Below are 22,115 nucleotides of genomic sequence, written 5' to 3' on the forward strand. Positions count from 1 at the left end.
CCTATCCTGCCGTCTCCTGCCCGGTCAGCGCGAGAGCCGTGGTGACCAGTCCGATGTGACTGAACGCCTGGGGGAAGTTCCCCAGGTGCTGCCCGGACGACGGGTCGTACTCCTCGGAGAGGAGACCCACGTCGTTGCACAGGTCGAGCAGCCGCTCGAACAGTTCACGGGCCTCCTCCTCGCGGCCTGTCAGCCGCAGCGCGTCGGCCAGCCAGAACGAGCAGACGAGGAACGCGCCCTCCCGCCCCGGCAGCCCGTCGACCTGGGTGGCCTCGGCCGTGTAGCGGCGTACGAGCGGCCCGCTGCCCAGCTCCCGCCACACGGCGTCGACCGTTCCGACCACCCGGGGGTCGTCGGGCGGCAGGAACCCCACGCGGGGGATGAGCAGGACGGCGGCGTCCAGTTCCGCGGAGCCGTACGACTGGGTGAAGGTGCCCCGCTCCGGGTCGAAGCCCTTCTCGCACACCTCCCGGTGCACCTCGTCCCGCATGGCCCGCCACCGGGCGACGTCGCCGCGCAGCGACGGATCGGCCTCGAGGGTGCGCACGGCACGGTCCGCCGCGACCCACGCCATCACCTTGGAGTGCACGAAGTGACGCCGGGGCCCCCGGACCTCCCACAGTCCCTCGTCCGGTTCGCGCCACTTGGACTCGAGGAACCCCAGCAGGCTGAGCTGGATGTTCCACGCGTGTCTCTCGGGCGCGAGGCCCGCCCTGCGGGCGAGGAAGAGGGAGTCGATGACCTCGCCGTACACGTCGAGTTGCAGCTGGTACGCCGCGTCGTTGCCGACGCGGACCGGCACCGAGCCCGCGTAGCCGCCGAGCCAGCTCAGCTCCGTCTCCGCCAGCCGGCGTTCGCCCGCGAGCCCGTACATGATCTGCAGGTCCGCCGGGTCACCGGCGACCGCGCGCAGCAGCCAGTCGCGCCAGGCGGCGGCCTCGTCCAGATAGCCCACGGAGACCAGTGCGCTCAGGGTGAGGGTGGAGTCACGGAGCCAGCAGAAGCGGTAGTCCCAGTTCCGGACGCCACCCACGTCCTCCGGCAGCGAGGTAGTCGGCGCGGCGACGATGCCGCCGGTGGGCGCGTACGTGAGCGCCTTGAGGGTGATCAGGGAGCGCAGGACGGCGTCACGGTAGGGGCCCTCGTACCGGCAGGTCGACGACCACGTCTCCCAGTCCTCCAGGCAGTGCTCCAGCGCCTCGTACGGATCGATGAGATCGGGCCGCGGCTTGTGCGAGGGATGCCAGGTGAGGACGAACGCCACCTTGTCGCCCTCGCCGACCGTGAACGACGAGCAGGTGCTGAACTGCTGCCCCCAGGTCTTGACCTCGGGCTCACTGCGCAGCCACACCGAGTCGGGACCCGCGATCGCGATCCGGTGACCGTCGGCGCGCCGCACCCAGGGCACGACCGAGCCGTAGTCGAAGCGCAGCCGCAGCGTGCCGTGCATCTCGACCGTGCCGCTGAGGCCTTCGACGATGCGGACGACGTCCGGTGCCTCGTCGCGCTGCGGCATGAAGTCGAGGACCCTGACCGTCCCTGTGCGCGTCTCCCACACGGACTCCAGTACCAGCGAAGCGCCGACGTATCGCCTGCTGGCGCAAATGTCCGCGCCTTTGGGAGCGAGCCGCCAGTGGCCGTTCTCCTCGTCGCCGAGGAGGGAGGCGAAGCAGGCCGCGGAGTCGAACCGGGGCAGGCACAGCCAGTCGATGGAACCGTTCCTGCCGACCAGGGCAGCGGTCTGCAGATCGCCGATGAGGGCGTAGTCCTCGATGCGTTGGGTCACGCTCTGGCGTGTTCCCGCCAGGAGAGAAGCCTAAGCAGCGGCTGCGGCGGCCGGCTCGGGCGTCCGCGGCTTCGCGGCGGCGAGGTCACGCTTCTCCCGGCGTACGAGGATCACCCAGCCGACGGGTACCGCGGCGGCGAACAGCCACCACTGGACGGCGTACGCCATGTGCGCGCCGATGGAGTCGTGGTCAGGGGCCGGGATCAGTTCCGGGCTGCCGCCCGCGGGCTCGGGCGCCGACTGCTCGAGATACCCGCCGAGGACCTCGCGGTCCAGCAGCCGGGCCTGCTGCGCACTGTTGATCAGCATCACCTGGCGGGGCGGCAGCCCCTTGAGGTCCTTGATGCCGCTGGCGCCGGTCGTCTCGTCGGCCTTGAGCCGGCCGGTGACGGTCACGGTGCCCCGGGGCGACGGCGGCACCTCGGGGAAGGCCTTCTGATCGGCCGCGGCGGCGACCCAGCCGCGGTTGACCAGGACCGCCCGCCCGTCGGCGAGTACCAGTGGTGTCAGCACATGGAAGCCGACGCGGTCGTCGGCGTTGGTGCGGCGCCGGACGACCACCTCATGGGCGGTGTCGAAGGTGCCGGTCGCGGTGATCCGCCGCCAGTAGTCGGACCGCGGGACGGTGTGTCCGGGCGAGGTGAGCTCGCTCACCGCCACCGGCTTCGCGTCGAGGTTCCGCGCGATGACTGCGTTCTGGGCGACCCTGCGTTCGTGCCGGTGCAACTGCCAGAAGCCCAGCTCGGTCATCGTGGGAATGAGAACGAGGCCGATGAGGGTGAGGATCACCCACTGCCGGGACAACAGGAAGCGGTACACGGCTTCGACCGTACCTGCTCCGGGCGGGGCCACGGACGGTGGGTCCCCGCCCCGGGCCCCGCTCGCCTTCGATGCGGCGCGGGTCACACCCGGTCGACGATGCCGGCCCTCCCCTCGGCGCGGGCGCAGTGGGCCCCGCAGTACCAGTGCCCCTCGACCTCGACCCCCTGGCCGATGATCTGCACCCGGCAGTGCTCACAGATGGGCGCCATGCGGTGGATGGCGCAGGAGAAGCAGTCGAAGACGTGCACCGCGCCCTGCGCGTGCACCTCGAAGGACATGCCGTAGTCGTTTCCGCAAACCTCGCAACGTGCCATGCGCCACAGGGTGAAACGGTTCGGCGCCCCGGGCGAGCGGCCTGCGGGCGAGTCGCGCCGGTTTCACTCCGATGCGGGTGCCCGGCCGGCCGACGGGTCGGGCGCGGGGGCGACGTCCCGCAGCAGCTGGGTGAACGCACCCTCGTCGATCACGGGTGTGCCGTACGACGCGGCCTTGACGGTCTTGGACGTCGACGCGTCGGGGTCGTTGGTCACCAGCAGGCTCGTCAGCCGGGACACGCTCGTCGCGACATGCAGTCCCGCCTCGATCGCCCGGTCCTCGAGCAGTTCGCGCTCCACCGAGGTGTCGCCGGAGAACGCGACCCGCATGCCCTGCATCAACTGCCCGCCCGGGCGGTACCGCCCCGGATTGGGGAAGGGGCACGCCGGGCGCTTGCGCGACGGACGCCAGCTGCTGTGCCCGTACGACGACTGGTAGCCGACGCGGGGGGTGGCGGGCGTGTCCGACCACTCGGTCAGCGGCAGGCACTCGAGCAGCGGCAGCCGCACACCGCCACGGGCGGCGGAGTGCAGACTCGGACGGAATGCCTCCGCGAGGACACGCGCGTCGTCGAGAGCGTGGTGCGCCCGCTGCTGCACCACCCCGTAGTGGGCCGCGAGCGACTCGAGTTTGTGGTTGGGCAGCGGCAGCCGCAGCTCCTTGGCGAGAGCGATGGTGCACAGCCGCTGCCTGGTCGGTGCCGCACCCCGCGCACGCGCGTACTCCCTGGCGATCATCGACCAGTCGAAGGTGGCGTTGTGGGCGACCAGGACCCGCCCGTCGAGCCGGGCGGACAGCTCACCGGCGATGTCCCCGAACAGCGGAGCGCCTTCCAGCACATCGCTCGTCAGCCCGTGGATCCACACGGGGCCGGGATCGCGCTCGGGATTGACGAGCGTGTACCAGTGGTCCTCGACGTCGCCGTGCGCGTCGAGGCGGTAGACGGCAGCCGACACTATCCGGTCGTCGCGGGCGAGTCCGGTGGTCTCCACGTCGACGACCGCGTACCCCTGTGGGTACGCGGCCGGCCACGTCGTCGCTGCGGTCGTACGGTCGTCGAGCATGGTCACAGAGAATACGGGCCGGCACCGACAGCCACGGCCCGGCCCCGCCCCCACGGCGGACCGGGTGCACCGCGCCGGCCCCAACTCCCTTGCGTGAAAGGTTCCCCGGACGAGTGAAGCGACCGGCGGCGGCACCCACGACGGGCCCGCCCGGCGCACCCGCGCTCAAGGTCCCCGTCAGGCCGTGACGCCCGGCCACGTCGGCGCGTCCGCCCCCCACTTCCCGGGCGGCCGCGCCCAGTCGGCGGGCCCGCCCTCGTAGCCGACCGCCGGCAGGGCGTGGCGCAGGCGGCCCATGGGAGCGTCCTTCTCGGTGAGCCACCGCTCGGCGTCGTACACCGCCGGACGACCGTCAGGGTCCCGCACGAGGCCTCCGGTCAGCCAGGCCGCCGTCTGTGTGAGGGCCGTCTCCACCAGGCGGGACCCGCCCTCGTCGTACTGGTCGGTCAGCGCGCGCAGCACACCGGCGGCGAGCAGATATCCGGTGCCGTGGTCGAGTGCCTGAGCGGGCAGCGCGCCCGGCCGGCTGCCGTCGCCCTCGGTCACGGCGATGCCGCTCGCCGCCTGCACGAGACTGTCGAAGCCGCGCCGACCGGCCCACGGTCCGTACCCGCCCCAGGCCGAGAGCCGGGCCACGACCAGGCCGGGACGACGCTCCGCCAGTGCCTCGGGGGTGAGTTGGAACCTGTCCAGGGCTCCCGGCCGGTAGCCGGTCACCACCACGTCGGCCAGGGCCAGCAACTCCTCGAACGTCTCCCGGTCCGCCACGGCGGCCAGGTCGAGCCGGGTCGACCGCTTCCCCGTCCCGGTGTCGTTGTGCGCGTCCTGACTCTCCGGCAGCCCGGGAGGGTCGACCCGCAGTACATCGGCGCCGAGCAGCGCGAGCGTTCGTGTGGCGACCGGTCCGGCCAGCACCCGGGTCAGATCGAGCACCCGCAGTCCCGCGCACGGCAGGGCCGCCGGGCCGGGCGCGGTCCTCGGCGGGCCGTCGTCGCCGAGCCGCGCCGCCCGCAGCAACGGATGCCGGGCGGCGGCCGCTCCCTGCGGATGCGCCGCCCACTCGTCAGGGCTGCGCGCGGCGACGGCCAGGCCGCCCGCCGCGTACACCGTCGTCTCGATGTCCAGCGCCCCGCGTCCGGCGATCGCGGCGGCGACGTCCGCCGTGTCCGCGTGGCCGGGCAGGGAAAGCGCCCCGAGCAACCGCTCGCGGTGATGGGGGTAGTTGGCATGGGTCCGCACCCAGCCGTCCGCCGCGCGCCAGAACCGGGACAGCGGCGCGAACGTGGTCGGCGGCACGTCGTCGACCCGCACCAGCCGGTCGCTGAGGAACGCCGTCGTCACCGACCCGTCGTCGACCTGCACGAGAGGGACCGAACCACCGCTGCGCCGCGCGGCGAGCTCGGCGGCGGCGAGGGAGCAGACCGCGACGGTGGCACGCGCCAGCTCCATGACCGGCAGTCGGGAGGGCAGCGCGCCGCCACCCCGGTACGCGACACGGTCCGGCAGAGCGGGGTCGCCGCCCAGGGCGGACCACGCCTGGGCCGTGCCGCCGGCGGGGGAGAAGGAAGACGGACGGGTCATGCGCCCACTATGTCAGCGGGTGCGGCGACAGAACGGGCCCGGTGCGGATCGCGCACCGGGCCCGTCACGACGTGCGCTGTTACCAGCGGACGGCGTCCAGGGCGTCCGTGACGCCCGTGCCGTAGAAGCCGTTCTTGCCGTCGCCGCCCTCGCAGACCGCGTCGACGGTGCCGTCACCGTTGATGTCGTACGGGTTGGTGCACGCGGTGTCGTCCGCCTGCGCGTACAGCAGGCCCTTGACCAGGTCCGGCGACGCGTACGGGTGGGTCGACTTGATCAGCGCCGCCACACCCGCGACGTGCGGGGAGGCCATCGACGTACCGGCCTTGTAGCCGTAGCCACCGGGGACCGTCGACAGGATCCGGCCGTCCACGGCCGGGGCGTCCGGAGCCTGGTAACGCGTCGCGTCACCGCCGGGCGCGGAGATGTCGACCACGCCGTGACCGTAGTTCGAGTACGAGGCCTTCAGGCCCTTCGCGCCCAGCGCGGACACCGTGACGACACCCGGGATCTGCGTCGGGATGTCGAGGCACTCGCGCGGGTTGATGACCCGCTCGCCCGGCGTGGTGTCGTTCGGGCTCGACGTGTCCGTCAGCTCGTCCGCGGCGAGGTCCATACGGGAGTTGCCGGCCGCGGCGACGTTGACCGCACCCTTGCGCTCCGCGTAGCGGGTGGCGCGGGAGACGGCCTCGATGAGCGCCTTCTGGTCCGCGTCGTTCTTGCAGTTGAACAGCCACGGGTCCGTGTAGTAGCTGTTGTTGGTCACGTCGACGCCGTGCTCGGCGGCCCACACGAAGCCGCAGACGACCGCTTCGGTGTAGAAGAAGCCGTCGGGCTGCGAGACCTTGATGCCGGAGACCTTCACGCCCGGCGCGACGCCGGTCACGCCGACACCGTTCTTCGCCGCCGCGATCGTGCCGGCGACGTGGGTGCCGTGGTCCGACTCGGTCGGGCCGGGACGCCAGGCGCCGTCCGCCGTGTTCGGCACGCCGCCGACGCAGCTGACCGAGGCGTCGCGGTCGAAGTTCGGCGCGAGGTCCGGGTGGGTGTCGTCGACACCCGTGTCGATGACCGCGACGGTGACGTTCTTGCTGCCGAGAGTCTTCTCGTGCGCCTTGTCGGCCTTGATGGCCGGCAGGTCCCACTGCAGCGGCTCCAGCGGGTCCTGGCCGTCGGTCGCCAGCGCGGCGGACGTCTTCGCCTCCGCGTCGGTCAGCGGACGCTCCGACTCGATGGCCATGTCGGCCGAGGGCGCCAGCGGCGCGGTGCGCGTGGCACCGGCCGACTCCACGCCCCGCACACCGCGGATCGTCGAGGCGAAGTCCGGGTTCTGCGAGTGGACGACTATGACGCCTATCTGGTCGTAGGCCATCACCACCGTTCCGCCGGCCTTGGCTATCGCCTTCTTGACCGACTTGGCGGTGTCGTTTCCGCCCTTCACGTTGACGACGTAACTCAGCTTCGGTCCGTCCGTCTGGACCGAGGCGATCACATCGTCAACCGGCGCCGCCGTGGCGGCCCCCGCGGGCAGGAAGCCGAGCGAGGCCGTGAGCGCCAGACCGGCGGGCAGCGCGAGTGCGCGACGCCGTCTGGATCCCAGATGAGCCATGGGTTCTCCACATCATCCGTGACAACCGCCCAGACACCCCTGTGCGAATGGGCGGGTACATGACGAGCGAAACTATCGCTGATCAGGGCCCTGTTTCAATGAGTTCGCGAAGGAAGTGCGGAAGAAAAAGACCGATGGTGAACCGGTTCGGCGCGCGCTCCGTGCCGTTGTCAGGGAGTGGAGCAACATCGAACCGCCCCTGTCAGTGACATCCCCGAGTCCATCCCCACCGCACCCGCGTCGCGAGGAGATTCCGTGACCACCGATGCACCGCCGCCCGAGCGCGGTCAGGCCACCACCACCGCCCAGCCCACGACAGAGTCGTTCGCGCAGGTGCAGCAGAGTACGGAATTCGGCGAATTGCGCCGCACGTACCGTTCCTTCGCGTTCCCCCTGACCATCGGGTTCATCGCCTGGTACCTGCTCTACGTCCTGCTCTCCAACTACGCCGGCGGCTTCATGGGCACGAAGCTGTTCGGCAACATCAACGTGGCCCTCGTCTTCGGCCTCGCCCAGTTCGCGACCACCTTCCTCATCGCCTGGCTCTACTCACGGCACGCCGCAGCGAAGCTCGACCCGAAGGCCGAGGCGATCAAGTCCCGCATGGAGGCCGACGCATGAGCACCGTCCTGCACCTCGCGGCGTCGAACGCCACCACCGAGCACCGGCCGCTGATCATCTCGCTCTTCGCGGCCTTCGTGATCGCGACCCTGTTCATCACCGTCTGGGCCGGCCGGCAGACCAAGGACGCCGCCGACTTCTACGCCGGCGGCCGCCAGTTCACCGGCTTCCAGAACGGCCTCGCCATCTCCGGCGACTACATGTCGGCGGCCTCGTTCCTCGGTATCGCCGGCGCCATCGCCCTGTTCGGCTACGACGGCTTCCTCTACTCGATCGGCTTCCTGGTCGCCTGGCTGGTCGCCCTGCTGCTCGTCGCCGAGCCGCTGCGCAACTCCGGCCGCTACACGATGGGCGACGTCCTCGCGTACCGGATGCGGCAGCGCCCGGTACGTACCGCCGCGGGCGCCTCCACCATCGTCGTCTCGATCTTCTACCTGCTCGCGCAGATGGCGGGCGCGGGCATCCTGGTCTCCCTGCTCCTCGGCATCACCAGCGACGGCGGGAAGATCGCGATCGTGGCCCTCGTCGGCCTGCTGATGATCGTCTACGTGACCATCGGCGGCATGAAGGGCACCACCTGGGTGCAGATGGTCAAGGCCGTCCTGCTGATCGCGGGCACCCTGCTGATCACCTTCCTGGTGCTGTGGAAGTTCAACTTCAACATCTCCGACCTGCTCGGCGAGGCCGCGAGGAAGAGCGAGACCGGCCTGGCGGGCAACCCCGACGCCTTCCTGGAGCCCGGCCTCAAGTACGGCGTCGACGGCATGACCAAGCTGGACTTCATCTCCCTCGGCATCGCCCTCGTCCTCGGCACCGCGGGCCTCCCGCACATCCTGATCCGCTTCTACACGGTGCCCACCGCCCAGGCCGCGCGTAAGTCCGTCAACTGGGCCATCGGCATCATCGGCGCGTTCTACCTCATGACGATCGCGCTCGGCTTCGGCGCCGCGGCACTCGTCGGACCCGCCGAGATCAAGGCGTCCAACCCGGCCGGAAACACCGCGGCCCCGCTCCTCGCCCTGCACATCGGCGGTGTCGACACCGCATGGGGCGCGATCCTGCTCGCCGTGATCTCCGCGGTCGCCTTCGCCACCATCCTCGCCGTCGTCGCCGGACTCACCCTGGCCTCCTCGTCGTCGTTCGCGCACGACATCTACGCCAACGTGATCCGCAGGGGCGAGGCCACGGAGAAGGAGGAGCTGCGCGCCGCGCGCTGGGCGACCGTCTTCATCGGAATCGTCTCCATCGCCCTCGGCGCGCTCGCCCGCGATCTGAACGTGGCCGGCCTCGTCGCCCTCGCCTTCGCCGTCGCGGCCTCCGCCAACCTGCCCACGATCCTCTACAGCCTGTTCTGGAAGAGGTTCACCACCCAGGGCGCCCTGTGGTCGATCTACGGAGGCCTCGCCTCCTCGGTCCTCCTGGTGCTCTTCTCGCCGGTCGTCTCGGGCAGCGCGTCGTCGATGTTCCCGGGCGTCGACTTCGCATGGTTCCCGCTGTCCAACCCGGGCCTGATCTCCATCCCGCTGGGCTTCCTGCTCGGCTGGCTGGGCTCGATCCTGACCAAGGAGAAGCCCGACGAGGGCAAGTACGCCGAGCTCGAGGTCAAGTCCCTCACCGGCGTCGGCGCCCACTGAGAGGGAACGGACACACGCATGTCGGCGGCCGCGTCGTAGAGTCCTACGACGCGGCCGCGCCGTACCTCGTGGCAAACGCGCCCTGGCGTTGTCAGCACTCTCGCGTAGGCTCGAAGGCGTCGGAACCGCGAAGAGGGAGGGGGCCCACAGTGCTCATCGACACCTACGGCCGGGTGGCCACTGACCTGCGCGTTTCACTGACCGACCGGTGCAATCTGCGATGTACGTACTGCATGCCCGAAGAAGGTCTGCAGTGGCTGGCCAAGCCCGACCTGCTCACCGACGACGAAATAGTCCGCCTGATCCGCATCGCCGTCACCGACCTCGGCATCACCGAGGTCCGCTTCACCGGCGGGGAGCCGCTGCTGCGCCCCGGACTCGTCGGCATCGTCGAGCGCTGTGCCGCGCTCGAACCCCGGCCCAAGATGTCCCTGACCACCAACGGCATCGGCCTCAAGCGCACCGCGGCGGCCCTCCGGGCCGCCGGTCTCGACCGGGTCAACGTCTCGCTGGACACGCTTCGGCCCGACGTCTTCAAGACCCTGACCCGCCGCGACCGCCACCGTGACGTGCTGGACGGCCTCGAAGCCGCCCGGGCCGCCGGGCTCACCCCGGTCAAGGTCAACGCCGTCCTGATGCCCGGGCTGAACGCCGACGAAGCACCCGACCTGCTCGCCTGGGCCGTGGAGAACGACTACGAACTGCGCTTCATCGAGCAGATGCCCCTCGACGCCCAGCACGGCTGGAAGCGCGACGGCATGATCACGGCGGGTGACATCCTCGAATCCCTGCGTACCCGCTTCACCCTCGCTCCCGAGGGCGACACCGCGCGCGGCTCCGCGCCCGCGGAGCGGTGGACCGTCGACGGCGGCCCGCACCGGGTCGGCGTCATCGCCTCCGTCACCCGCCCGTTCTGCCGCGCCTGCGACCGCACCCGGCTCACCGCCGACGGACAGGTGCGCACCTGCCTGTTCGCCACCGAGGAGACGGACCTGCGGGCCGCGCTGCGCTCGGATGCGCCCGACGAGGAGATCGCACGCATCTGGCGGCTGGCGATGTGGGGCAAGAAGGCCGGATCCGGGCTCGACGACCCCTCGTTCCTTCAGCCGGAGCGGCCGATGTCAGCCATCGGCGGCTGACCCGCCTCCCGCGCCGCGCTCCCACTCCTCGAGTGTCACGACGTCCTTCAGGAAACCCCGCACACCGAGGAACTGCGAAAGGTGCTCCCGGTGTTCCTCGCACGCCAGCCACGTCTTGCGGCGGTCCGGGGTGTGCAGCTTCGGGTTGTTCCAGGCGAGGACCCACACGGCGTCCGTGCGGCAGCCCTTGGCGGAGCAGATCGGGGTTTCGTCACTCACCGGAGAAATCACGGGATCATTGTCCCAGCATGGCGACGCCGAGCAGCCACGGGGGGAGCTGCCCGGCGTCGGTCCGTCGCTCCGACGGGGGATGCGGAGCGCGTAGGCAGTATGTCATGGGCAACAGGGTTGGGTGCACTGGAACTTCATGATTGATCTGAGCTTTTCCTGAGCTTCGCGGGACGCGCCGGCAGCCCTCGCGATCAGCCCTGTCCTGCCCCGGGGCGGTTCTTCGGGAACGCCGCTTCCTCCGGTTCCGGCTCCGCCGCGTCGTGTGCGGCGGCGGGTTCGATCGCCGGCCGGACGGGTGCGGGGACGAACGTCGAGGGCAGTGGAGGGGCGTTCTCCCGGCCCGCGTTGGCGATGACGACGGAGATGTACGGGAGCAGTATCCCGAGCGCCAGCGCCACGACCGCCACATGGCGCTCGACGTTCCACAGGACCGCCGCGAGGACCACAGAGACGGTGCGAACCGACATCGAGATCACATAGCGGCGCTGCCTGCCGCGGACATCGTCGGCGAGACCCGCCCGTGCTCCCGTGATCCGGAAGACCTCCGCTGCGCCGTGCTTCCGCATCGCGTTCCACCACCCGATTCCCGCGCCGGACGTTCCCGGACATACCCCTGTTCCGACTGGCTCCACGGTACGCCCGGACTGCGCAGCCTTCGAGAGCGGGGCGGCACCGCGTTCCGCGTGCCCGGTGTGCGCCGTAATGCGGATGGGTGCCCCGACATGCGCCGTACGCCCGGCGGGCCGACACTGGCGACGTAACTGCTCACGCAAAGGCCGTACAAGGAGGCAGCCATGGGCTGGTTGTGGGCGATCATCGTGGGATTCGTGCTGGGCCTGCTCGCGAAAGCTATCATTCCGGGCAAACAGCACAGTCCGCTCTGGCTGACCACCATTTTCGGCATCATCGGCGCCATCATCGGCAACGCCGTCGCCCGTGGTTTCGGCATCGAGGAGACGAACGGGATCGACTGGGGCAGGCACGCACTGCAACTCGCGGCGGCCATCGTCGTCGTCTTCCTGGGCGACATGCTCTACAGCGCCGTACGCGGCAGGAAACGGCACCGCGCCTGACACCGCGACGTCGGAGGCCGGGTGGGCACAGCGCCCACCCGGCCTCCGCGTGCGTGTCCGCTCCGGTCAGCCGGCCGTGACCTCGACCGCCGCCAGGTTCTTCTTGCCCCGGCGCAGCACCAGCCAGCGGCCGTGCAGCAGCTCGCCGGCGCTCACCACGGCGTCCTCCGCGGTCACCTTCACGTTGTTCACGTACGCGCCGCCCTCCTTCACCGTGCGGCGGGCGGCCGACTTGCTCGGCGCCAGACCGACCTCGGCGAGCAGATCGACCACCGGCAGCAGCTCGCCGACGGCGGCGTGCGGCAGCTCGGACAGGGCCGCGCGCAGCGTCGGCTCGTCCAGCTCGCCCAGGTCGCCCTGACCGAACAGCGCCTTCGACGCGTTGATCACCGCGGCGCACTGGTCGGCGCCGTGCACCAGCGTCGTCAGCTCCTCGGCCAGCGCCCGCTGGGCGGCGCGCGCCTGCGGCCGCTCCGCGGTCTGCCTCTCCAGCTCCTCGAGCTCCTCACGGCTCTTGAAACTGAGGATGCGCGAGTACCGCGAGACGTCCCGGTCGTCCGTGTTCAGCCAGAACTGGTAGAACGCGTACGGCGTGGTCATCTCCGGGTCGAGCCAGAGCGTGCCCGTCTCCGACTTGCCGAACTTGGTGCCGTCCGCCTTCGTCATCAGCGGGGTGGCCATCGCGTGGACCTCGGCCGCCGGCTCCAGACGGTGGATCAGGTCCAGGCCCGCCGTCAGGTTGCCCCACTGGTCGCTGCCGCCCTGCTGCAGGGTGCAGCCGTAGCGCCGGTACAGCTCCAGGAAGTCCATCCCCTGCAGCAGCTGGTAGCTGAACTCCGTGTAGCTGATGCCCTGCTCGGACTCCAGCCGCCGCGCGACCGAGTCCTTGGTGAGCATCTTGTTGACGCGGAAGTGCTTGCCGATGTCCCGCAGGAACTCGATCGCCGACAGGCCGGCGGTCCAGTCCAGGTTGTTCACCATGACCGCGGCGTTGTCGCCCTCGAAGGACAGGTAGGGCTCGATCTGCGAGCGCAGCCGGGTCACCCACTGCGCGACCGTCTCCGGGTCGTTCAGCGTGCGCTCGGCCGTGGGCCGCGGGTCGCCGATCTGACCCGTCGCGCCACCCACCAGCGCCAGCGGCCGGTGGCCGGCCTGCTGGAGGCGGCGGACGGTCAGGACCTGCACCAGGTGCCCGACGTGCAGACTGGCCGCCGTCGGGTCGAAGCCGCAATAGAAGGTGACGGGGCCGTCCGCGAGCGCCTTGCGCAATGCATCCTCGTCAGTGGACAGGGCGATCAGCCCGCGCCACTTCAGCTCGTCGACGATGTCCGTCACGGGTCTCGCGTCTCCTTCTGTGCCATGGAAAGTGCTGTTGAACCTGTACGAGGTTATACGCCCTGGCTGACCGAACTCATATTGAAATCCGGCACCCGCATCGCGGGCATCGCGGCCCGCGTGAACCAGTCGCCCCACTCGCGCGGCAGCGTCTTCTCTGTGCGCCCGGCCTCCGAGGCCCGCGACAGCAGGTCGACCGGGGACTCGTTGAACCGGAAGTTGTTCACCTCGCCCACGACCTCGCCGTTCTCGACGAGGTAGACGCCGTCCCTGGTCAGACCGGTCAGCAGCAGCGTCGCCGGGTCGACCTCGCGGATGTACCAGAGGCAGGTCAGCAGCAGCCCGCGGGCCGTGCCCGCCACCATCTCCTCCAGCGAGCGCTCACCGCCGCCGTCCAGGATCAGGTTCCCGGCGCCCGGTGCCACCGGCAGACCGGTCAGGGAGGCGCTGTGCCTCGTGGCGACCAGGCGCTCCAGTTTTCCGTCCCGTACCCAGTCCGTCGCCGTGACGGGCAGGCCGTTGTCGAAGACCGACGCGTCGTCGCCGGAGGAGTGCGCGATCACGAAAGGCGCTGACTCGAGACCCGGCTCGTGCGGGTCGCTGCGCAGGGTCAGCGGCAGCGGCGACAGGGTCTCGCCCACCCTGGTACCGCCGCCGGGCCGGGAGAAGACCGTACGGCCCTCCGCCGCGTCCCGTGCCGCCGACGACCACAGCTGGTAGATCAGCAGGTCGGCCACCGCGGTGGGCGGCAGCAGCGTCTCGTACCGCCCGGCCGGCAGCTCGATCCGGCGCTCCGCCCAGCCCAGGCGCCGCGCCAGTTCGGCGTCCATGGCGGCCGGGTCCACGTCCTTGAAGTCCCGCGTCGAGCGGCCCGCCCAGGCGGAGCGGGCACGGTCGGGCGACTTGGCGTTCAGCTCGAGCGTGCCGTTCGGCTGGTCGTGCCGCAGCCGCAGACCCGTGGAGGTGCCGATGTACGTGGAGGTCATCTCGTGGTTGGCGAAGCCGTACAGCTCCCGGCCGCCGGCCCGGGCCCGGGCGAAAGCCTCGCCGAGCGCGGGGGCGAAGTCCGCGAACACCGCGGAGGTCGTCTCCGCGGGCGCCTCGGTGAAACCGGGGGACGCCGGGGTGCCCTCCACCAGCGGCTGCGCGTCCTCGGCGGGCCCGGCACCGCGGGCGGCCGCCTCCGCGGCGCGCACCAGCGGCTCGAGGTCGTCGGCGGTCACCGCCGACCGGGACACCACACCCGACGCGGTGCCCTGCGAACCGCCGACGGTCGCGATCACGGTGAGCGTACGGCCGCGGGTGACGCCGTTGGTGGTCAGCGTGTTGCCCGCCCAGCGCAGGTTGGCGGAGGACTCCTCGTCGGCGATGACGACACAGCCGTCGGCGGTGGACATCTCGAGCGCCCGCTCGACGATCTCGTGCGGCTTGCTGGTACGGGGGCTCATCGACCGGCCTCCTGCGTCGTGTTCAGAATGTTGACGCCCCGGAACAGGGCGGAAGGACAGCCGTGCGAGACGGAGGCGACCTGGCCCGGCTGGGCCTTGCCGCAGTTGAAGGCGCCACCGAGGACATACGTCTGCGGGCCGCCGACCTGTTCCATCGAGCCCCAGAACTCGGTCGTCGTCGCCTGGTACGCCACGTCCCGCAGCTGCCCGGCCAGCCGGCCGTTCTCGATGCGGAAGAACCGCTGGCCGGTGAACTGGAAGTTGTAGCGCTGCATGTCGATCGACCACGACCGGTCGCCGACCACGTAGATCCCGCGCTCCACCCCGCCGATCAGGTCCTCCGTCGAAAGACCGCCCGGGTCCGGCCGCAGCGACACGTTCGCCATCCGCTGCACCGGCACATGCGCGGGGGAGTCGGCGTAGGCGCAGCCGTTGGAGCGGCCGAGGCCCGTCAGCCTCGCGATCCGCCGGTCCGTCTGGTAGCCGACCAGCGTGCCGTCCCTGACCAGGTCCCAGCTCTGCGCCGCGACACCCTCGTCGTCGTAGCCGATCGTCGCGAGCCCGTGCTCCGCGGTGCGGTCGCCGGTCACGTTCATCACCGACGAGCCGTAGGCCAGCTTGCCCAGCTGGTCGAAGGTGGCGAACGACGTCCCCGCGTACGCGGCCTCGTAGCCGAGCGCCCGGTCCAGCTCGGTGGCGTGGCCGATCGACTCGTGGATCGTCAGCCACAGGTTCGACGGGTCCACCACCAGGTCGTAGCGCCCGGACTCGACACTCGGCGCGCGCATCTTCTCCGCGAGCAGCGCCGGGATCTCCTCCAGCTCCGAGTCCCAGTCCCAGCCCGTACCGGTCAGGTACTCCCAGCCCCGGCCCACCGGAGGCGCGATCGTGCGCATCGAGTCGAACTCGCCGCTCGTGCCGTCCACGGCGACCGCGGTCAGCTGGGGGTGGAGCCGGACCCGCTGCTGGGTGGTGACGGTGCCCGCGGTGTCCGCGTAGAACTTGTTCTCGTGGACGGTCAGCAGCGAAGCGTCGACGTGCGCCACCCCGTCCGCCCGCAGCAGCCGGTCGCTGAAGTCGGCGAGCAGCGCCGTCTTCTCCTCGTCGGGCACGGTGAAGGGGTCGATCTCGTACGACGAGATCCACGTCTTCTCCGCGTGCACCGGCTCGTCCGCCAGCTCCACCCTCTCGTCGCTGCCCGCCGCCGCGATCACCTTCGCCGACAGCTTCGCCATCGCGACCGCCTGGCCCGCGACCCGGGCCGCGGCGTCCATCGTCAGATCCACCCCCGAGGCGAACCCCCACGCGCCGCCGTGCACCACACGCACCGCGTACCCGAGGTCCGTGGTGTCGGAGGAACCGGCGGGCTTGGCGTCACGAAGGCGCCAGGACGCGCTGCGGACCCGCTCGAGCCTGAAGTCGGCGTGCTCGGCGCCGAGCGCGCGGGCCCGGGCGAGCGCCGCGTCGGCGAGCGCCCGCAGCGGCAGCGCGGTGAACGTCTGATCGATGTCGTGGGGCACGGACGGCCCTTCCCTTCACTGTGACTCGCGACTCACGCGTTTCTGCGGCAGTGAATCATGCCGGTCGGTGCCCCGGGCCCGGTCGAGCCTCTTGTCACGAACAGGGAGGACGACGGCCGTTGATCTCCGTGGATTCGTCGGCTCCGCCGATGCCGGTCGAGCGGATGCCCGCCGCGGCCCGGGAACGGGGGCCGCCGTGCCGGCGCCCGGCACGCCGGACCGGGGGCCGGGCGTCCCGGCTTTATGTAGGGACCCGACAGGGACCGGTTCGCGGCGCTGTCAGGGACCGATTCCACGTACGGGCGGGCGGACCGATAGGTTTTCGAGGTAGCCGCCTGGCTCCCAGGTGCTCCAGACCACTGACGAAAGGGTGATCCGTTGAGCCGCTCGGTTCTCGTCACCGGAGGAAACCGGGGCATCGGCCTCGCCATCGCCCGGGCGTTCGCCGCAGCCGGCGACAAGGTCGCCATCACCTACCGTTCCGGCGAGCCGCCCGCGGAGCTCGTCGAGGCGGGCTGCCTGCCCGTCCGGTGCGACATCACCGACGCCGAGCAGGTGGAGCAGGCCTACAAGGAGATCGAGGAGAAGCACGGCAACGTGGAGGTGCTGGTCGCCAACGCCGGCATCACCAAGGACCAGCTGCTGATGCGCATGTCGGAGGAGGACTTCACGTCTGTCCTCGACACCAACCTCACCGGCACCTTCCGGGTCGTCAAGCGTGCCAACCGCGGCATGCTGCGCGCCAAGAAGGGCCGCGTCGTCCTGATCTCCTCCGTCGTCGGGCTGCTCGGCTCGGCCGGGCAGGCCAACTACGCCGCCTCCAAGGCCGGCCTGGTGGGCTTCGCCCGTTCCCTGGCCCGTGAGCTCGGCTCGCGGAACATCACCTTCAACGTCGTCGCGCCCGGTTTTGTCGACACAGACATGACACAGGTGCTCACCGACGAGCAGCGCGCGGGCATCGTCTCGCAGGTGCCGCTCGGCCGGTACGCGAAGCCGGAGGAGATCGCCGCCGCGGTGCGCTTCCTCGCCTCCGACGACGCCTCGTACATCACTGGAGCCGTCATCCCCGTTGACGGCGGATTGGGCATGGGTCACTGAACGACATGAGCGGAATTCTCGAGGGCAAGCGCGTCCTGATCACCGGTGTGCTGATGGAGTCCTCCATCGCCTTCCACACCGCGAAGGTGGCCCAGGAGCAGGGCGCGGAGGTCATCCTGACCGCCTTCCCGCGGCCCACCCTGACCGAGCGCATCGCCAGGAAGCTGCCGAAGCCCGCCAAGGTCATCGAGCTCGACGTCACCGACGACGAGCACCTCGCCCGCGTCGAGGACGTGGTCCGCGAGGAGCTGGGCGGTCTCGACGGCGTCGTGCACTCCATCGGCTTCGCGCCGCAGGACGCCCTCGGCGGCAACTTCCTCAACACGCCCTTCGAGTCGGTGTCGACCGCGATGCACGTCTCGGCGTTCTCGCTGAAGTCGCTGACGATGGCCTGCCTGCCGCTGATGAACAACGGCGGCTCGGTCGTGGGTCTGACCTTCGACGCGCAGTTCGCCTGGCCGCAGTACGACTGGATGGGCCCGGCCAAGGCCGCGCTCGAGGCCACCAGCCGCTACCTGGCCCGTGACCTCGGCAAGCAGAACGTGCGCTGCAACCTGATCTCGGCCGGTCCGCTCGGCTCGATGGCCGCGAAGTCCATCCCCGGCTTCACCGACCTGGCGAAGGTGTGGGACGAGCGTTCCCCCCTCGAGTGGGACATGAAGGACCCGGAGCCGGCCGGACGCGGCGTCGTCGCGCTGCTCTCCGACTTCTTCCCGAAGACCACCGGTGAGATCGTCCACGTCGACGGCGGCGTCCACATCATGGGTGCCTGACACGCTTTTCCGAGGCTCGGTTCTCCCCCTGGCTCCGCCGGGGGGAGACGCACCGGGCCCTTTCGGACGGCGTCGACGGTCGATCGTGCTCGACCCCTCGGTCCTCGGGGCGTCCGCGTTCGCCCTGCCTTCGGCGGGAGGTGCCCCCCACTCCCTTCGCCGCCGCCGCGCACCTTCGGCTCACTCACGGGGTGGGCCCGGCCGTTCGGCCCGGCCCGTGAGGGGCCCGTTCGCATCCCGACGACGCCCCGCGGACCGCCCTCGGCGGCCTGCGGGGCGTCGCCCGTTCGGCCCAGCGCCGACGGGCGGGCCGACCCGGCGGCGGCGATGCTGGAGGAGCAAATCTTCCTTGTGGTGCTGTTGCGGCGTGCGCGCCGCAGCCCGGCCGAGGAGGTCCTGCTCGTGCGTACGAAATGGCGCAACGCCTCCGTACTGGCCGCCGCGACGGTCCTGCTGGCGGCGATTCCCGTCGCCACCCTTCAGATCCGTCAGGAGACGCAGGACCCCCCGTCGGCACCGGCACCGGACTACCGGGCCCAGTGCAGCACCTTTGTCGAAGGCTCCCGGGTCACCGCCTACTGCCACAACCCCTATCCCGCCGCCGACCGCGTCCGGCTGCACGTCGAGTGCGACCGCTGGTGGGACGTGGACGCGGACACGGCGCCCCTCCTGCTCCGCCCCGCCCAGTACGGGGAGCTGACCGGCCGGTGCTGGAAGGAGATCCGGTCGGTCTGGGTCAGCCACCAGCCGCTGCGGGCCGACGCAGGCACATGAACGGATAGCCGGCCGCCTCCGAGGCAGCCGCGTCCCCGTCGCCCGCGCGGATCGCCTCGACCATCCGCGCGTGGTCCATGTGGTGCTCCGGACGCAGCTCCTCGCCGATGTCGTCGCGCAGCCAGTCGCGCAGCAGATCGCCCAGGTCCGCGTACAGCTCGCTCAGCACCTCGTTGTGCGAGGCGGCGACCACGGCGAGGTGGAACGTCGCGTCGGCCTTCACGAACTCCTCCGCGACGCCCGAAGCCCACGCTTCCTCGCGCCTGGCCAGCAGCGCGTCCAGCTGCCGCAGGTCGCGTTCGGTGCGGCGCTCCGCGGCCAGCCGGGCCGCGGAGGACTCCAGGGTGGAGCGCAGCTCGGCGATGTGCCGGGGATCGGCGTCGGCGAAGCGGCGGTGCATGACGCCGGCCAGCTCGCTGGTGGCCAGCACGTAGGTGCCGGAGCCCTGCCGGATGTCCAGGAGCCCGTTGTGGGCGAGTGCGCGCACCGCCTCGCGGACGGTGTTGCGGGCGACACCGAGCTGCTCGACCAGTTCCGGTTCAGTCGGGATGCGCGAACCGACCGGCCACTCGCCCGAGGTGATCTGGTTCCGCAGCTGCGCGATCACCTGGTCGGAGAGCGCGGAACGCCTGGGAGAGGACAGCGCCATGGTGCTCCTTGTCGTGAGTCGTCCGCCCGCCGCCCGGCCGGACACCCGACCGTACGGAATTGGACAACCAATCATCCCATGATTCTATGATGGACCAATGCCCGACCAGACCCGTACCCCGAGCCCCGCCGTCACGGCCCCTGCTCCCCGGGATTCTCCCGCCCGGCACACTCCCGTATGGGTCATCCGTCTCGTCGTCGTCGGGATCGTCCTCGCCGCCCTCAATCTGCGCCCTGCCATCACCAGCCTCGGAGCCCTGCTCGAGGAGGCCCGGACCGGGCTGCACATGAGCGGCAGCGTCGCCGGGCTGCTCACCTCCGTGCCACCGCTCTGCTTCGCGGTGTTCGGCATCGCCGCGCCGCGCCTCGCCCGCCGCTTCGGGCCCGCCGCCGTCGTCTGCGCCGGAATGGCGGCCATCGCGACAGGACTGGTGATACGGCCCCTCGCCGGCGGCACGGCCTCGTTCCTCGCCGCGAGCGCGCTCGCCCTCATGGGCATCGCCCTCAGCAACGTACTGATGCCGGTGATCGTGAAGCGCTACTTCCCCGACCGGGTCGGTTCGATGACGGGCCTCTACTCGATGGCGCTGGCGCTCGGCACGTCGGTGGCGGCGGCCGCGACCGTGCCCATCACAGGCGCGCTCGGCGGCAGTTGGCGGGCCGGCCTCGCGGTCTGGGCGGTGCTCGCCGTCGTCGCCGTACTGCCCTGGCTCGGTCTGCTGCGCGATCGCCAGCCCGCGGACCGGGCCGCCCCCACCCCCGCCGACAGCGACCCGGACGCGGCCCCGACACGCATCACCCGCAGCCCGACCGCCTGGGCGCTGGCCTGCTTCTTCGGCCTCCAGGCGACCGGCGCGTACATCACCATGGGCTGGATGCCGCAGATCTTCCGGGACGCGGGCGTCTCACCCGGGACCGCGGGCGTACTGCTCGCGGTGACCATGGTCATGGGCGTGCCGCTGGCGTTCGTGATCCCGCGGCTGGCCTCCCGGCTCAAGCAGCAGGGGCCGATCGCCGCCGGTCTCGGACTGTGCGGCCTGACCGGCTACCTGGGGCTCCAGCTGGCGCCCGCGGCCGGAGCATGGGCCTGGGCGGTGCTGCTGGGCATCTCCAACTGCTCGTTCCCGCTGGCGCTCACCATGATCGGTATGCGGTCGAGGACGGGAGCGGGCGTCGTACGGCTCTCGGCGTTCGTGCAGTCGACCGGCTATCTGATCTCCATCCCCGGCCCGCTGCTGGTCGGCGTCCTGTACCAGCACAGCGGCGGCTGGGGCCTGCCCCTGGGTCTGATGGCCGCCCTGCTGGTGCCGCAGATCGTCGTGGGCCTCCTCGCGGGCAGGGACCGGACGATCGAGGACGAGACCGGGATGCGACACTGAGGCCATGCCTGTGCTCGACCCGAACCCCCAGAACGGCCAGAAGAAGCTCCTCGGGATCTTCGGCCTGATCCTGCTCATCGGCGTGGTCATCTCGATCATCGCCACCGTCGCCGCGCCCTGATACGGGCTCACCCCATGGCGAGTGAGCCGAAGGGGCGCGCGGGTGTCGAAAGGGAGAACGCGCGGAGGTCCCGAGGAACGAGGGACCGAGCACGATCGACCGTCGACACACGCACAAGCGCCCCGGAGGTGAACCGAGCCCCAAAATGGTGGGGCCTGCACCACCGTCCCCTAGGGGGCCAGGGTCAGGGTGAAGTGGGTGGGCAGCCGGATGGGCCCCGCCGTTCATGATCCGTACGTTTGGGGTACTCGACCTCGGACATACGGAGGCGGCCATGACGGCCCACACCCACCCCCGGACCCGTACCCAGGCACCGGGCGGTGCCGGCGTCCGGCTGCCCTGGTGGGCGCTGGCCCTTCCCGTGATCGCCTTCTGCGCGCTGCTCACGCTGATCGCCGGTCCCGGCGAGGCGCACGCGGCGGCCGGTGAGGAACCAGGAGTCGCCGAGTACCTCCGGCTCGTGCACCGGACACTGGTCCGTTGACGGGGTCACCCTTGACGGCGGAGCACGTCAACACCCTGCGCCCGCTGGCTCATTTCATGCGAAGCTGGGATGCATGAGCGCCGCTGTGTCTTCCGGGGGGACACCCCCCGGATCTCCCGAATCCCGCAGGATCGTTCTCCTCCGGCACGCGAAGGCCGACTGGCCAGAGGTGTCCGACCACGAGCGCCCGCTCGCAGAGCGCGGTCGAACGGACGCCCCGGTGGCCGGCCGCCGGCTCGCGGAGACCGGTATCGACTTCGACCTGGCCCTGTGCTCCACCGCGGCCAGGACCCGCGAGACGTGGAAGCTCGCGGTCCACGAACTGCCGCACCGCCCGAAGACGGTCTACGAGGAGCGGCTGTACGAGGCATCCCTCGGCGACCTGCTCGCCCTGCTCGCGGAGACCTCCGACGAGGTGAACGACCTGCTCGTCATCGGCCACAACCCCGGTATGCACGCGCTCGCCGACGCGCTCGCGGGCCGCGCGGAGGGCGACGCGCTGGCGCGGATGACCCGCGACGGCTTCCCGACCTCGGCTTTCGCCGTCGTGTCCGTCACCGGGCCGTGGAAGTCCGTGGAGCACGGCGTGGGCACGCTGCTCGACTACTGGACACCGCACGACTGACCGGTCACGTCCAAGGAAAGGGGCCCCGGCACACC

23 protein-coding genes are annotated in these 22,115 nt (G+C 71.0%); 11 read left to right on the forward strand and 12 right to left on the reverse strand.

Translation table 11 applies throughout. The features are described 5' to 3' along the window. Position 1 precedes the first annotated feature (1 nt). The 6 genes from ACFYV1_RS11550 to ACFYV1_RS11575 form a co-directional block, all read right to left on the reverse strand. Positions 2-1,786 carry a glycoside hydrolase family 15 protein gene (locus ACFYV1_RS11550; RefSeq protein WP_389395219.1) on the reverse strand — a complete coding sequence of 595 codons (1,785 nt, stop codon included), beginning with the start codon at positions 1,784-1,786 and terminating at the stop codon, positions 2-4. 30 nt (positions 1,787-1,816) lie between these two features. After that, positions 1,817-2,605, reverse strand: coding sequence for an SURF1 family protein (locus tag ACFYV1_RS11555; RefSeq protein ID WP_389395220.1), 789 nt, complete (start codon positions 2,603-2,605; stop codon positions 1,817-1,819). A gap of 83 nt (positions 2,606-2,688) precedes the next feature. Then, positions 2,689-2,922: a hypothetical protein gene (locus tag ACFYV1_RS11560; protein WP_100106509.1), complete on the reverse strand. Its 234-nt coding sequence runs from the start codon at positions 2,920-2,922 to the stop codon at positions 2,689-2,691. 63 nt (positions 2,923-2,985) lie between these two features. Beyond that, positions 2,986-3,987, reverse strand: coding sequence for a DEDDh family exonuclease (locus ACFYV1_RS11565; protein WP_389395221.1), 1,002 nt, complete (start codon positions 3,985-3,987; stop codon positions 2,986-2,988). 177 nt (positions 3,988-4,164) lie between these two features. Then, positions 4,165-5,568 (reverse strand): CoA transferase, encoded by a 1,404-nt coding sequence (locus ACFYV1_RS11570; RefSeq protein ID WP_389395222.1) that lies wholly within the window; start codon positions 5,566-5,568, stop codon positions 4,165-4,167. 79 nt (positions 5,569-5,647) lie between these two features. Further along, complete coding sequence (locus ACFYV1_RS11575) at positions 5,648-7,177, reverse strand: S8 family serine peptidase (protein ID WP_389395223.1); 1,530 nt, start codon at positions 7,175-7,177, stop codon at positions 5,648-5,650. A 255-nt stretch (positions 7,178-7,432) separates the two neighbouring features. Here ACFYV1_RS11575 and ACFYV1_RS11580 point away from each other — a divergent pair, with 255 nt between their 5' ends. The 3 genes from ACFYV1_RS11580 (at position 7,433) to moaA (ending at position 10,571) form a co-directional block, all read left to right on the forward strand. Beyond that, positions 7,433-7,798, forward strand: coding sequence for a DUF485 domain-containing protein (locus ACFYV1_RS11580; RefSeq protein WP_389395224.1), 366 nt, complete (start codon positions 7,433-7,435; stop codon positions 7,796-7,798). Beyond that, positions 7,795-9,432 (forward strand): cation acetate symporter, encoded by a 1,638-nt coding sequence (locus ACFYV1_RS11585; protein ID WP_389395225.1) that lies wholly within the window; start codon positions 7,795-7,797, stop codon positions 9,430-9,432. The genes ACFYV1_RS11580 and ACFYV1_RS11585 overlap by 4 nt, the downstream gene beginning before the upstream one ends. 149 nt (positions 9,433-9,581) lie before the next feature. Then, the gene (gene moaA / locus ACFYV1_RS11590; protein WP_389395226.1) at positions 9,582-10,571 is read left to right on the forward strand and encodes a GTP 3',8-cyclase MoaA; all 990 of its coding nucleotides are present in this window, start codon (positions 9,582-9,584) and stop codon (positions 10,569-10,571) included. Here moaA and ACFYV1_RS11595 read toward each other — a convergent pair. Both ACFYV1_RS11595 and ACFYV1_RS11600 read right to left on the reverse strand, forming a co-directional pair. Beyond that, a complete protein-coding gene (locus tag ACFYV1_RS11595) occupies positions 10,554-10,790 on the reverse strand; it encodes a hypothetical protein (protein ID WP_389395227.1) in 237 nt (78 codons plus the stop codon). The two genes, moaA and ACFYV1_RS11595, sit on opposite strands and share 18 nt — an antisense overlap. Before the next feature lie 203 nt (positions 10,791-10,993). Beyond that, entirely contained in the window at positions 10,994-11,368 is a 375-nt protein-coding gene (locus ACFYV1_RS11600) for a DUF3099 domain-containing protein (RefSeq protein WP_389395228.1), read from the reverse strand. 228 nt (positions 11,369-11,596) lie between these two features. Here ACFYV1_RS11600 and ACFYV1_RS11605 point away from each other — a divergent pair, with 228 nt between their 5' ends. Continuing rightward, complete coding sequence (locus ACFYV1_RS11605; protein ID WP_389395229.1) at positions 11,597-11,875, forward strand: GlsB/YeaQ/YmgE family stress response membrane protein; 279 nt, start codon at positions 11,597-11,599, stop codon at positions 11,873-11,875. Positions 11,876-11,941: 66 nt separating this feature from the next. Here the strand turns inward: ACFYV1_RS11605 and tyrS are convergent, their stop codons facing one another. From tyrS to ACFYV1_RS11620, 3 genes are read right to left on the reverse strand one after another with little or no spacing between them, the layout of a single operon-like run. Next, positions 11,942-13,210 carry a tyrosine--tRNA ligase gene (gene tyrS / locus ACFYV1_RS11610; protein ID WP_389395230.1) on the reverse strand — a complete coding sequence of 423 codons (1,269 nt, stop codon included), beginning with the start codon at positions 13,208-13,210 and terminating at the stop codon, positions 11,942-11,944. Positions 13,211-13,263: 53 nt separating this feature from the next. Continuing rightward, on the reverse strand, positions 13,264-14,658 hold the full coding sequence (locus ACFYV1_RS11615; protein ID WP_389395231.1) for a metallopeptidase TldD-related protein: 1,395 nt from the start codon (positions 14,656-14,658) through the stop codon (positions 13,264-13,266). Then, complete coding sequence (locus ACFYV1_RS11620; RefSeq protein WP_389395232.1) at positions 14,655-16,178, reverse strand: TldD/PmbA family protein; 1,524 nt, start codon at positions 16,176-16,178, stop codon at positions 14,655-14,657. Before ACFYV1_RS11620 ends, ACFYV1_RS11615 begins: the two co-directional genes overlap by 4 nt. 378 nt (positions 16,179-16,556) lie before the next feature. Here ACFYV1_RS11620 and fabG point away from each other — a divergent pair, with 378 nt between their 5' ends. The 3 genes from fabG to ACFYV1_RS11635 all read left to right on the forward strand — a co-directional run bounded on the left by fabG (position 16,557) and on the right by ACFYV1_RS11635 (position 18,823). Next, positions 16,557-17,276: a 3-oxoacyl-[acyl-carrier-protein] reductase gene (fabG, locus tag ACFYV1_RS11625; RefSeq protein ID WP_389395233.1), complete on the forward strand. Its 720-nt coding sequence runs from the start codon at positions 16,557-16,559 to the stop codon at positions 17,274-17,276. Between the two features lie 5 nt (positions 17,277-17,281). After that, on the forward strand, positions 17,282-18,049 hold the full coding sequence (gene fabI / locus ACFYV1_RS11630; RefSeq protein WP_389395234.1) for an enoyl-ACP reductase FabI: 768 nt from the start codon (positions 17,282-17,284) through the stop codon (positions 18,047-18,049). Positions 18,050-18,376: 327 nt separating this feature from the next. Further along, entirely contained in the window at positions 18,377-18,823 is a 447-nt protein-coding gene (locus ACFYV1_RS11635) for a hypothetical protein (protein WP_389395235.1), read from the forward strand. Here ACFYV1_RS11635 and ACFYV1_RS11640 read toward each other — a convergent pair. Further along, positions 18,786-19,472: a FadR/GntR family transcriptional regulator gene (locus ACFYV1_RS11640; RefSeq protein WP_389395236.1), complete on the reverse strand. Its 687-nt coding sequence runs from the start codon at positions 19,470-19,472 to the stop codon at positions 18,786-18,788. The two genes, ACFYV1_RS11635 and ACFYV1_RS11640, sit on opposite strands and share 38 nt — an antisense overlap. 97 nt (positions 19,473-19,569) lie before the next feature. Here ACFYV1_RS11640 and ACFYV1_RS11645 point away from each other — a divergent pair, with 97 nt between their 5' ends. The 4 genes from ACFYV1_RS11645 to ACFYV1_RS11660 all read left to right on the forward strand — a co-directional run bounded on the left by ACFYV1_RS11645 (position 19,570) and on the right by ACFYV1_RS11660 (position 22,080). Beyond that, positions 19,570-20,850, forward strand: coding sequence for a CynX/NimT family MFS transporter (locus ACFYV1_RS11645; RefSeq protein ID WP_389395237.1), 1,281 nt, complete (start codon positions 19,570-19,572; stop codon positions 20,848-20,850). Between the two features lie 4 nt (positions 20,851-20,854). Further along, on the forward strand, positions 20,855-20,971 hold the full coding sequence (locus ACFYV1_RS11650) for an SGM_5486 family transporter-associated protein (protein ID WP_356635059.1): 117 nt from the start codon (positions 20,855-20,857) through the stop codon (positions 20,969-20,971). 274 nt (positions 20,972-21,245) lie between these two features. Beyond that, positions 21,246-21,455, forward strand: a complete 210-nt coding sequence (locus tag ACFYV1_RS11655; protein ID WP_389395238.1) for a hypothetical protein — start codon at positions 21,246-21,248, stop codon at positions 21,453-21,455. 73 nt (positions 21,456-21,528) lie between these two features. Further along, complete coding sequence (locus ACFYV1_RS11660; protein WP_389395239.1) at positions 21,529-22,080, forward strand: SixA phosphatase family protein; 552 nt, start codon at positions 21,529-21,531, stop codon at positions 22,078-22,080. The last annotated feature ends 35 nt before the right edge of the window (positions 22,081-22,115 follow it).

This window comes from Streptomyces sp. NPDC003023 (assembly GCF_042888225.1).
In the GTDB taxonomy this organism is placed as follows: Bacteria; Actinomycetota; Actinomycetes; order Streptomycetales; family Streptomycetaceae; genus Streptomyces.

Excerpts from the sequence above, each read along its gene's own strand:
- ACFYV1_RS11640 (WP_389395236.1), bottom strand. The coding sequence starts at position 19,472 with ATGGCGCTGTCCTCTCCCAGGCGTTCCGCGCTCTCCGACCAGGTGATC.
- ACFYV1_RS11605 (WP_389395229.1), top strand. The coding sequence starts at position 11,597 with ATGGGCTGGTTGTGGGCGATCATCGTGGGATTCGTGCTGGGCCTGCTC.
- ACFYV1_RS11645 (WP_389395237.1), top strand. The coding sequence starts at position 19,570 with ATGCCCGACCAGACCCGTACCCCGAGCCCCGCCGTCACGGCCCCTGCT.
- ACFYV1_RS11600 (WP_389395228.1), bottom strand. The coding sequence starts at position 11,368 with ATGCGGAAGCACGGCGCAGCGGAGGTCTTCCGGATCACGGGAGCACGG.
- ACFYV1_RS11565 (WP_389395221.1), bottom strand. The coding sequence starts at position 3,987 with ATGCTCGACGACCGTACGACCGCAGCGACGACGTGGCCGGCCGCGTAC.
- ACFYV1_RS11570 (WP_389395222.1), bottom strand. The coding sequence starts at position 5,568 with ATGACCCGTCCGTCTTCCTTCTCCCCCGCCGGCGGCACGGCCCAGGCG.
- ACFYV1_RS11655 (WP_389395238.1), top strand. The coding sequence starts at position 21,246 with ATGACGGCCCACACCCACCCCCGGACCCGTACCCAGGCACCGGGCGGT.
- ACFYV1_RS11575 (WP_389395223.1), bottom strand. The coding sequence starts at position 7,177 with ATGGCTCATCTGGGATCCAGACGGCGTCGCGCACTCGCGCTGCCCGCC.
- ACFYV1_RS11585 (WP_389395225.1), top strand. The coding sequence starts at position 7,795 with ATGAGCACCGTCCTGCACCTCGCGGCGTCGAACGCCACCACCGAGCAC.
- ACFYV1_RS11635 (WP_389395235.1), top strand. The coding sequence starts at position 18,377 with ATGCTGGAGGAGCAAATCTTCCTTGTGGTGCTGTTGCGGCGTGCGCGC.
- ACFYV1_RS11615 (WP_389395231.1), bottom strand. The coding sequence starts at position 14,658 with ATGAGCCCCCGTACCAGCAAGCCGCACGAGATCGTCGAGCGGGCGCTC.
- fabI (WP_389395234.1), top strand. The coding sequence starts at position 17,282 with ATGAGCGGAATTCTCGAGGGCAAGCGCGTCCTGATCACCGGTGTGCTG.
- ACFYV1_RS11560 (WP_100106509.1), bottom strand. The coding sequence starts at position 2,922 with ATGGCACGTTGCGAGGTTTGCGGAAACGACTACGGCATGTCCTTCGAG.
- ACFYV1_RS11650 (WP_356635059.1), top strand. The coding sequence starts at position 20,855 with ATGCCTGTGCTCGACCCGAACCCCCAGAACGGCCAGAAGAAGCTCCTC.
- ACFYV1_RS11660 (WP_389395239.1), top strand. The coding sequence starts at position 21,529 with ATGAGCGCCGCTGTGTCTTCCGGGGGGACACCCCCCGGATCTCCCGAA.